The sequence below is a fragment of the Streptomyces boncukensis genome, from assembly GCF_011045075.1.
GTDB classification, from domain to species: domain Bacteria; phylum Actinomycetota; class Actinomycetes; order Streptomycetales; family Streptomycetaceae; genus Streptomyces; species Streptomyces boncukensis.
The window spans coordinates 1-9,394 of sequence record NZ_JAAKZZ010000296.1 but is presented as its reverse complement, the minus strand read 5'-3'; the positions used below and the strand labels follow the sequence as shown (position 1 = coordinate 9,394).

Below are 9,394 nucleotides of genomic sequence, written 5' to 3'. Positions count from 1 at the left end.
GGTGGGGCACGTAGCGCTGCGGTGGCTTGTCGCGCAGTTCCCCGCGCCCCTGCCGGGGCACTCCCTCTCGATACGTACGCACTCACGCTGAGGAACACACATGGCACTCCATCCCGAAGCCGCCGCTCTCCTCGCCCGGTCGCACCGGCTCGGCGCCGACCCGCGCAACACCAACTTCGCCGGGGGCAACGCCTCCGCCAAGGGCACCGACACGGACCCCGTGACCGGCGGGGATGTCGAGCTGATGTGGGTGAAGGGGTCCGGCGGCGACCTCGGCACCCTCACCGAGGACGGCCTCGCGGTGCTCCGGCTGGACCGGCTGCGCGCCCTGACCGGCGTCTACCCGGGCGTGGAGCGCGAGGACGAGATGGTCGCCGCGTTCGACTACTGCCTGCACGGCAAGGGCGGGGCCGCGCCGTCCATCGACACCGCGATGCACGGCCTGGTGGACGCCCCGCACGTGGACCATCTGCACCCCGACTCCGGGATCGCGCTGGCCTGCGCCGCGGACGGGGAGAAGCTGACCGCCGAGTGCTTCGGCGACCGGGTGGTGTGGGTGCCCTGGCGCCGGCCCGGCTTCCAGCTCGGGCTGGACATCGCCGCCGTCAAGGAGGCCAACCCGCAGGCCGTCGGCTGTGTGCTGGGCGGGCACGGCATCACCGCCTGGGGAGAGACGGCCGAGGAGTGCGAGCGCAACTCGCTGCACATCATCCGCACCGCCGAGCGGTTCCTGGCCGAGCGCGGCGCGGCGGAGCCGTTCGGTCCCGTGCTGGAGGGGTACGGGCCGCTGCCGGAGGCGGAGCGGCGGGCGCGGGCCGCGGCGCTCGCCCCGTATGTGCGCGGACTGGCCTCCCGGGACAGGCCGCAGGTGGGGCACTTCACCGACGCCGACGCTGTGCTGGACTTCGTCGCGCGCGCCGAGCACCCCCGGCTGGCGGCGCTGGGCACCTCCTGCCCGGACCACTTCCTGCGGACCAAGGTCCGGCCGCTGGTGCTGGACCTGCCCGCGACGGCCCCGCTGGAGGAGGCCGTCGCGCGGCTGAAGGAGTTGCACGAGGAGTACCGCGCGGACTATCGGGCGTACTACGAGCGGCACGCCTCCCCGGACTCCCCCGCGATGCGCGGCGCGGACCCCGCGATCGTCCTGGTGCCCGGCGTGGGCATGTTCTCGTTCGGCAGGGACAAGCAGACCGCGCGGGTGGCGGGCGAGTTCTACGTCAACGCCGTCCAGGTGATGCGCGGCGCGGAGGCGGTGTCCGGCTACGCGCCGATCGAGGAGTCGGAGAAGTTCCGGATCGAGTACTGGGAGCTGGAGGAGGCCAAGCTGCGGCGGATGCCGCAGCCCAGGCCGCTGGCAGCGCGGGTCGCGCTGGTGACGGGCGCGGGCTCCGGCATCGGCAGGGCCACCGCGCTGCGGCTGGCGGCCGAGGGTGCCTGCGTGGTGGTCGCCGACCTGGACGCGGACAGCGCCGGCGCGGTGGCCGAGGAGCTGGGCGGGCCGGACCGGGCGGTGGCGGTGACCGCGGACGTCACCTCGGAAGAGCAGATCGCAGAGGCGTTTGAGGAGGCGGCGCTCGCCTTCGGCGGGGTCGACCTCGTCGTCAACAACGCGGGCATCTCCATCTCCAAGCCGCTGCTGGAGACCACGGCGGAGGACTGGGACCGGCAGCACGCCATCATGGCCCGCGGCTCCTTCCTGGTCTCGCGCGCGGCCGCCCGGGTGATGACGGCCCAGGAGCTGGGCGGCGACATCGTCTACATCGCCTCCAAGAACGGCGTGTTCGCCGGGCCGAACAACATCGCGTACGGCGCGGCCAAGGCCGACCAGGCGCACCAGGTGCGGCTGCTCGCCGCCGAGCTGGGCGAGCACGGGATCCGGGTCAACGGCGTCAACCCGGACGGCGTGGTGCGCGGCTCCGGCATCTTCGCGGGCGGCTGGGGCGCCCGGCGCGCGGCCGTCTACGGCGTCGAGGAGGAGAAGCTCGGCGAGTTCTACGCGCAGCGCACCCTGCTCAAGCGGGAGGTGCTGCCCGAGCATGTCGCGAACGCGGTGTTCGCGCTGACCGGCGGGGAGCTGACCCACACCACGGGGCTGCACATCCCCGTCGACGCGGGCGTCGCCGCGGCGTTCCTGCGGTGACCCCGTCGGACTCCGGGTGCCCCGCTCCCCTGACGGGTCGCCCCGTACCTCGCCGAAGGGAGGGGCATGAGCTCACGTACGCGGGCGTTCGCCGCCGTCGACCTGGGTGCCTCCAGCGGGCGCGTCATGGTCGGCCGCGTCGGCCCCGGCACGCTGGAGCTGTCCGAGGCGCACCGCTTCGCCAACCGGCCGGTCGCGCTGCCCGAGGGGCTGCGCTGGGACGTGCTGGGGCTGTACGCGGGCGTGCTGGACGGCCTGCGTGCGGCGGGCGGCGCGGCCGGCGGGCGGCTGGCGTCGGTCGGCATCGACAGCTGGGCGGTGGACTACGGCCTGCTGGACGCGGACGGGGCGCTGCTCGGCAACCCCGTGCACTACCGCGACGCCCGCACCGAGGGCGTCGCGGAGCGGGTGTGGGCCCGCGTTCCGGCAACCGAGCTGTACGCGGCGACCGGCATCCAGTACGTGCCGTTCAACACGCTGTACCAGCTGGAGGCCGAGCGGGGCACCGCCCGGTTCGCCGCCTCCCGGCAGCTGCTGCTGATCCCCGACCTGCTCGCCTACTGGCTGACCGGTGAGCGCGGGACCGAGCTGACCAACGCGTCGACCACGCAACTGATCGATCCGCGTACCCGGGAGTGGGCGCACTCCGTAGCCGGGCGCGCGGGGATCGACCTGGGGCTGTTCGCGCCGCTGCGGCAGCCCGGCGACCCGGCGGGCAAGCTGCTGCCGGACGTGCTGGCACGGACGGGCCTGCCCGGCCCCGTGCCGATGACGGCCGTCGCCTCGCACGACACCGCCTCGGCGGTGGCGGCCGTGCCCGCGACGGAGCGGAACTTCGCGTACATCTGCACCGGCACCTGGTCGCTGGCCGGGCTGGAGCTGGAGGCGCCCGTGCTGACGGAGGAGAGCCGGCGGGCGAACTTCACGAACGAGCTGGGCGTCGACGGCACGGTCCGCTACCTGCGCAACATCATGGGCCTGTGGCTGCTGCAGGAGTCGCTGCGGGCGTGGGGGAACCCGGAGCTGGAGCCGCTGCTGCGGGAGGCGGCGACGGTGCGTACGGGGTCCGGTCCCGGGCCTGTGGTGGACGCCTCGGGCCCGGCGTTCCTGGCGCCGGGGCGGATGCCGGAGCGGATCGCCGAGGCGTGCCGGGCAGCCGGCCTGCCCGCGCCGCGCACCCGCGCCGAGACGGTGCGCTGTGTGCTGGACTCGCTGGCGCTGGCGCACCGGCGCGCGATCGGCGAGGCACGGCGGCTCGCCGGGCGCGAGGTGGATGTCGTGCACATGGTGGGCGGGGGCGTGCGCAACGCGCTGCTGTGCCAGCTGACCGCTGACGCGTGCGGACTGCCGGTGGTGGCGGGCCCGGCGGAGGCGGCGGCGCTCGGCAACGTGCTGGTGCAGGCGCGTGCGGCGGGGCTGCGCGCGGACCGCCGCCGGATGCGGGAGCTGCTGGCCGGTACCCAGCCGCTCGCCTCGTACGAGCCGAGCGGTGACGGCCGGGCCTGGGCCCGGGCGGCGGCCCGTATCAGCGCCTGACCGCCCTGGCGCTCCCCGGCACCGGCCTCAGCGCAACCGCCGTGCAGCGGAGGCCACTTGTCAGTTCACCCGGGCTGGTGCCGCGCTCTACGGTGACCTCCTCCATCGCCCTGAAGGCGCTGCCCGGGTTCTTCGGCGTCCCCCCGGCCTACTTCTTCGACGACGCGGCGGCGGAGCGCATCGACGCCGAACTCGCGCTGCCCAGCGCGCTGCGGGACGCGGGGCTCATCACGAGCAACCGCCATGGCCAGCACACGCTGCACGCGGTCACCTCGCTGGGCACCGCGCTGCTGGACAACCAGGGCTCGCTGCACCGCTGACCCCCGGCCCGGTCCCCCGGTCCGGTCCCCCGTCCGGCGGACGGCGGGCCCGCCGGGTCAGCGCGAGGTCAGCGTCGCGGTCAGGGTCCGCCCGTACACCCGGCGGGTCTCGACACTCAGCAGGGTGCCGCCCGCGGCCGCGCGGACCCGCACGCCCGGGTCGGCGTCGACCACCCTCAGCCGCCGCCCGCGCAGCAGCACGGTCACCCGGTTCCGCAGCATCGTCGGGTCGGCGGCGCCCACCTCGACGCGGTCGCCGTCCTTGCGCACGAGTACGCACGCGGGCCCGTCCACGTGGATCCCGGCGACCCGGTGGCGGCCCCGCCCGAAGGTGTTGACGCCGGTCAGGCCCAGCCCGGAGTGGCGTACGGCCTGGAGGCGGGGGGTGTTGGCCAGCACGGAGAGGGCGCCGCGCTTCCCGTACGCCCGCAGCGCGGCCTCGCTCGCGTGCGGGACCAGCGCGTAGGCGAGGGACAGCGGACGGGCGGCGGGGCGCTGCCGGAAGGCGGCCGAGAACACCTGGCGGGTGACCGGGGTGTCGGGGTTCGCCGTCCGGACGGTGCGCAGGCTGCGGGTGACGGTGTCGAGCCCGACCGTCACCGGCGGCGCGTCGCCGAGGAAGGCGTACCCGACGGCGGTGTTCCCCGTGGTGTCGGCGTAGCGCAGCCAGGAGAGGCGGGCCGTGCCGGTGCCCCGCCAGCGCTGCCCGCCGCGGCGCTCGCCGGTCAGCGCGAGCTCGTGGTCCGGCGCGGCGGTGCGGGCGTCCACCGTGGTGGTGACCGCGCGCCCCGCGCCGTCGCCGACGTCCGCAGCGAGCACCACGATCTCGTCGTCCAGCAGGAACCAGGACTTGGTGGCGGTGGCGTTGCGGTGGACGGCGAAGTCGTCGGGGAGCCGGTCGCGGTGGGCGTAGGGCACGTCGTCGGACTGCACCAGGGCGGCCGAGCCCAGGGCGCCCAGGACGGCGCCGCCGGAGTGCGGACGGGTGCCGCGCGGGAAGTAGACGTAGGTGTTCTGGGACTGGGAGGACGCGGTGAAGTGCAGCGGGTGGTCCGGGTTGTCGTAGTACGGCTTGCCGTACAGCTCGGGCACGGTGCGGCGGCGCTCCACGGGGGCCGTGACCCCGGCCAGGCCGTAGGGGGACACGGTGGCGTAGTAGCCCGCGCCGTACGCCTCGGACTGGTCCTGCCCGGACAGATAGAGGTAGTGGGCGCCGTCGCCCTGGAACCAGGGCATCAGGTTCTCGCCGTTCATGTACTCGTACTTGCTGATCCGCTCCGAGCTGCGGGCGAGGACGAAGGCGAAGCCGGGGCGCCGGTGCACCGTGCGGTCCATCGCGTTGAAGGCGGTGCTGCGCGCGGGCGGGTTGAGGTCGGCGGCCGGGACGTCCGGGTCCGCGAGGAGGTCGGCGTAGCGGACGATGGTCAGCGGCGAGGCGAAGCGGGCGGGGTCGGGCTTGGCGGCCGAGGACGCGTGCAGGTGCTTGACGTAGCCGCGCAGCGCCGCCGCGCGCTCCCCCGACGCGTGTCCCGCCAGGTCGGTGACGGCCTCGGCGACGGTGGCGGTGTCCGCGTAGCCGCCCGCCGTGCGGGAGGCCGCGCGGCCCTTGACCGGCTCCGTCATCCAGCCCTCGAAGATCAGCGGCGCGAAGCCGTCGGCGACCCAGCGGTGGACGGTCGGCACCAGCGCGTCCGGGTTCGCGTAGCCGGTGCCGTCGAGGTAGGCGAGGGTCTGCACGACGCGGGTGAGCAGGCCCCTGCCGTAGGAGCCGGTGTAGGCGACGGAGTGGTGCTGGATGAAGGAGCCGTCGGCGTAGTAGCCGTCGGTGACGCCGTGCCTCAGGTCGTAGGGGTCGATGGTGGCGTAGACGGTGAGCTGGTCCTCCAGGGCCTTGCGGATCCGTGCCTCGCCGGCCGCTCCGCCGAGCAGGGCGCCCTGGAGGAGGCGGTTGGTGGTGATGTCGGCGAGGTTGGCGCCGGTGTGGAAGCGGGAGTCGAGGTCGACGTCGCCGTCCTTGCCGTTGCGCAGATAGGCGTCCATGGAGGCGACATAGGTCCGGGTCAGCGCGGGCCGCTGGTCGGCGGCCGGGCGCGCCAGGAGGGCGAGGGCCGCGGTGGCGCTGGTGGAGATGCCGATCTCCCAGTGGTGCCAGTTGCCGTAGTAGCCGGACGACTGGTCGCCGTACCAGCGCTCGTGGAGCAGCGCGAGGCCGTCGAGGACGCGCCGCTGGACGCCCGCGTCCCCGGCCAGCTCGCCGCCCGGGGTGCGGGTGGCGAGCGCGATCTCGTACAGCTGCCGGAAGGTGGTGTTGAGGTTTCCGTCGCTGGTGCCGAGCGGGAGCCCGGCGAACATCTCGCCGTCCCCTGCGTCGTCCAGCGCCTCCAGGTGGGCGCGGGCGGCCCTGGCCACGGCCGCCAGCCGGGCTGCGGTCTCGGGGCGCGCGTTGGACGCGCGGGTCCCGGCGCGGGCGGCGACGGCGTTGCCCAGCAGCCGCTCCGGGTCGGTGGCGCCCGGCGCCGCCGGGGCCGCCGGGGCCGCCGCCGTGCCCGCGGCGTGGGCGGGTGCCCACGGGAGCACGGCGGCGAGCCCCGTCGCGGACAGGAGGGACAGCACGTGTCTCCGCGTCATCTCCATGGCTCTGCGCCTCCCTGCGATACGTGTGGGGGCAGAGTGGCACGGAGAGCGCGGGAGGGACAGATGCCGGGCGCCGCGCGCTCCCCCACCGTTCTTCTGCCGCACATGTGAGCGACTAGGCAGCGCTGACCGGCCTCGGAGCGCTAGGGTCTGCGCCAGGTGTGGGAGCAAGGGGCTCCCAATCGTTGAGTTGCAGGGGTGAACATGGTTGCTGGTCGAGTGATCCGCTTCGACGGTGCGCGCGGTTACGGGTTCATCGCGCCCGACCACGGCGGGGAAGACGTCTTTCTGCACGCGAACGACCTGATGATGCCGGAGTCCCTGGTGCACTCGGGCGTGGCGGTCGAGTTCGAACTGGAGGACGGCGACCGAGGGCTGAAGGCGTCCTCCGTCCGGCTGCTGGAGGGCGCGAAGGCGCCGGCGGCTCCCTACGTGCCCTCCGGCGTCCCCCGCTCCGAGCGGGACGAGGACGATCCCATGTGCGACGTCCTCAGTGTGTCCGACTACACCAGGTCGGTCACCGAGCTGCTGCTCACGGCCGCGCCGGAGCTGACGGGCCAGCAGATCCTCGACATCCGGCGCGAGCTGGTGCGGTTCGGGAAGGGCCACGGCTGGGCCGAGGACTGAGCGATACGGGCCCACCCCGGGAGGGGCGGGGCTGTGCTCACAGCGGCTTCGCCGCGGGACTCACAGCGGCTTCGCCGCGGGGCTCATAGCGGCTTCGCCGCGGGGCGCGCCCGACCGGAGCGAGCCCGCAGTCTGCGACGGACAGCAAGGGGCAGCCCCTGCTCAGCAAGCGCCGGATACGGCCACTGAGCAGGGGCTGCCCCTTGCTGTTCGCGGCAGGCCGCGGGTACGTCTCCCCTGCGCGCGCAGTTCCCCGCGCCCCTTACGGGGCTTGGTCTGTCTCCGGGGCGCTCGGAGACTCGCGCATCGCCTTGGTCTCGCTCTTGAGGATCCGCAGGGACCGGCCCAGCGAGCGCGCCGTGTCCGGCAGCCTCTTCGAGCCGAAGACCAGCAGCACGACCAGGGCGACGATCAGCAGATGCCACGGCTCCAGCCCGTTGCGCAGAAACACGGTTCCGTCCTCTCTCCGGTACTCTCTTAAACACTTGCTACATTGCGCAACCATACAACCGGACCAGGACGGACGAGAGGGCGCGCATGCCAGACAGCCGAGCCGCCGCGCGGGGCCGCCGCACACGGCACAGGGCACGCAAGGGACGCAAGGCGCGCATCGCCGGTCTGATCACGCTCGCCGTCATGGTGCTGGTCAGCGCCGCGGTCGGATGGGGCTACTTCCAGCTGAACCGGAACATCACCACGTTCAGCACGGACGGGCTGAGCCGGCACCGCCCGAAGCAGCCGGGGGCAGGGCAGAATGTGCTGGTCATCGGCTCGGACGCACGGACCGGGGGCAACGAGAAGCTGGGCGGCGGCGACAAGGACGACATCGGGCGCTCGGACACCGCCTTCCTGCTGCACATCTACGGCGACGACAAGCACGCCGTCGCCGTGTCCATCCCCCGCGACACGCTGGTCGACATACCGCCCTGCAGAAAGCCGGACGGCACCTGGACGCAGGAGCAGCCGGACACCATGTTCAACGCCGCCTTCTCCGTCGGGCAGAGCAAGACGGGGAACCCGGCCTGCACCCAGAACACCGTGGAGAAGCTCACCGGTCTGCGCGTCGACCACACCGTGGTGATCGACTTCGAGGGGTTCGCGTCGATGACCAAGGCCGTGGGCGGGGTGCCCGTCTGCGTCCCGAAGGACGTCTACCAGGGCGACCTCAACCCGCATCGCGACGCGCGGGGCAAGCGGCTCTTCCGGAAGGGCGAGCAGACCGTCTCCGGGCAGCGGGCCCTGGACTACGTCCGCATCCGGCACGGCATCGGGGACGGCTCGGACATCGGCCGGATCAAGCGCCAGCAGGCGTTCGTCGGATCGCTGATCAAGAAGGTGAAGGGCGAGGGCCTCAACCCCACCACCCTGCTGCCGCTGGCCGACGCGGCCACCAAGTCCATGACCGTCGACGAGGGGCTGGGCACCCCGAAGAAGATGATGGACTTCGCGATGTCCCTCAAAAGCGTCGACCTGGACAACACCCGGTTCCGCACGGTCCCCTGGCGCTACGACGGCAACCGCGTCGCCGTCGTCCAGCCGGACGCCGACGAGCTGTTCGCCGACCTGCGGGCCGACCGCGTCCCCGGCAAGCAGAAGCCCGTCACCGGCAAGGGCGTCCAGGTCACCGTCTACAACGGCACCCTCACCCCCGGGCTGGCCGCCTCGGCCGCCGACGAGCTGCGGTCCCACGACTACACGGTCGCCGCCAGGGCCAACGCCCCCGAGCAGGACCACGCCACCACCGTCGTCACCTACGGCCCCGGCGAGCAGGCGCGGGCCGAGACGCTGGCCCGGCTCTTCCCCGGCGCCACGACCGAGTCGACCTCCGGCAGCGGTCTGAGCGTCACCCTCGGGGCCGACTACAAGCCGGACGGGGCGAAGAAGTCCGATGGCGGGGGCGGGGGGTCGGCGCAGTCCAAGAAGCAGCACAAGCAGCAGGAGGGGCGCTCCGCCGCCGACAACCCGTGCAGCGACCTGTCCTACGGCTGACGCGACCGGTTCCGGACGAGAGGCCCTAGGCGGTGTCTTCAATTGATCTTGGATGGTGGATCATGGTCGGGTGATACGTCGCCATGAACTGTCTGATGCGGAGTGGGAGTTCGTTCGGCCGCTGCTGCCCGCCTCCTTGCGGGGGCGC

Annotated in this window: 7 protein-coding genes; 5 read left to right on the top strand and 2 right to left on the bottom strand. The window is 73.6% G+C overall.

From position 1 onward, the window contains the following. Positions 1 to 100: 100 nt before the first annotated feature. The 3 genes from G5C65_RS24150 to G5C65_RS38660 all read left to right on the top strand — a co-directional run bounded on the left by G5C65_RS24150 (position 101) and on the right by G5C65_RS38660 (position 3,996). Positions 101 to 2,140: a bifunctional aldolase/short-chain dehydrogenase gene (locus tag G5C65_RS24150; protein WP_165301021.1), complete on the top strand. Its 2,040-nt coding sequence runs from the start codon at positions 101 to 103 to the stop codon at positions 2,138 to 2,140. 66 nt (positions 2,141 to 2,206) lie between these two features. Continuing rightward, on the top strand, positions 2,207 to 3,676 hold the full coding sequence (locus tag G5C65_RS24145; RefSeq protein ID WP_165301020.1) for a rhamnulokinase: 1,470 nt from the start codon (positions 2,207 to 2,209) through the stop codon (positions 3,674 to 3,676). 77 nt (positions 3,677 to 3,753) lie between these two features. Beyond that, positions 3,754 to 3,996: a hypothetical protein gene (locus G5C65_RS38660; protein WP_206442210.1), complete on the top strand. Its 243-nt coding sequence runs from the start codon at positions 3,754 to 3,756 to the stop codon at positions 3,994 to 3,996. A gap of 57 nt (positions 3,997 to 4,053) precedes the next feature. Here G5C65_RS38660 and G5C65_RS24135 read toward each other — a convergent pair whose 3' ends face one another. Next, positions 4,054 to 6,630 carry a polysaccharide lyase family 8 super-sandwich domain-containing protein gene (locus tag G5C65_RS24135; protein WP_165301019.1) on the bottom strand — a complete coding sequence of 859 codons (2,577 nt, stop codon included), beginning with the start codon at positions 6,628 to 6,630 and terminating at the stop codon, positions 4,054 to 4,056. Between the two features lie 204 nt (positions 6,631 to 6,834). On the opposite strand from G5C65_RS24135, the gene G5C65_RS24130 reads away from it, so the two are divergent. Continuing rightward, on the top strand, positions 6,835 to 7,257 hold the full coding sequence (locus tag G5C65_RS24130; RefSeq protein WP_165301018.1) for a cold-shock protein: 423 nt from the start codon (positions 6,835 to 6,837) through the stop codon (positions 7,255 to 7,257). Positions 7,258 to 7,519: 262 nt separating this feature from the next. Here the strand turns inward: G5C65_RS24130 and tatA are convergent, their stop codons facing one another. Beyond that, positions 7,520 to 7,762: a Sec-independent protein translocase subunit TatA gene (gene tatA, locus G5C65_RS24125; RefSeq protein ID WP_165301017.1), complete on the bottom strand. Its 243-nt coding sequence runs from the start codon at positions 7,760 to 7,762 to the stop codon at positions 7,520 to 7,522. Between the two features lie 32 nt (positions 7,763 to 7,794). Between tatA and G5C65_RS24120 the strand changes: the two genes are divergently transcribed. Further along, entirely contained in the window at positions 7,795 to 9,246 is a 1,452-nt protein-coding gene (locus G5C65_RS24120; protein ID WP_165301016.1) for an LCP family protein, read from the top strand. Positions 9,247 to 9,394: the final 148 nt, after the last annotated feature.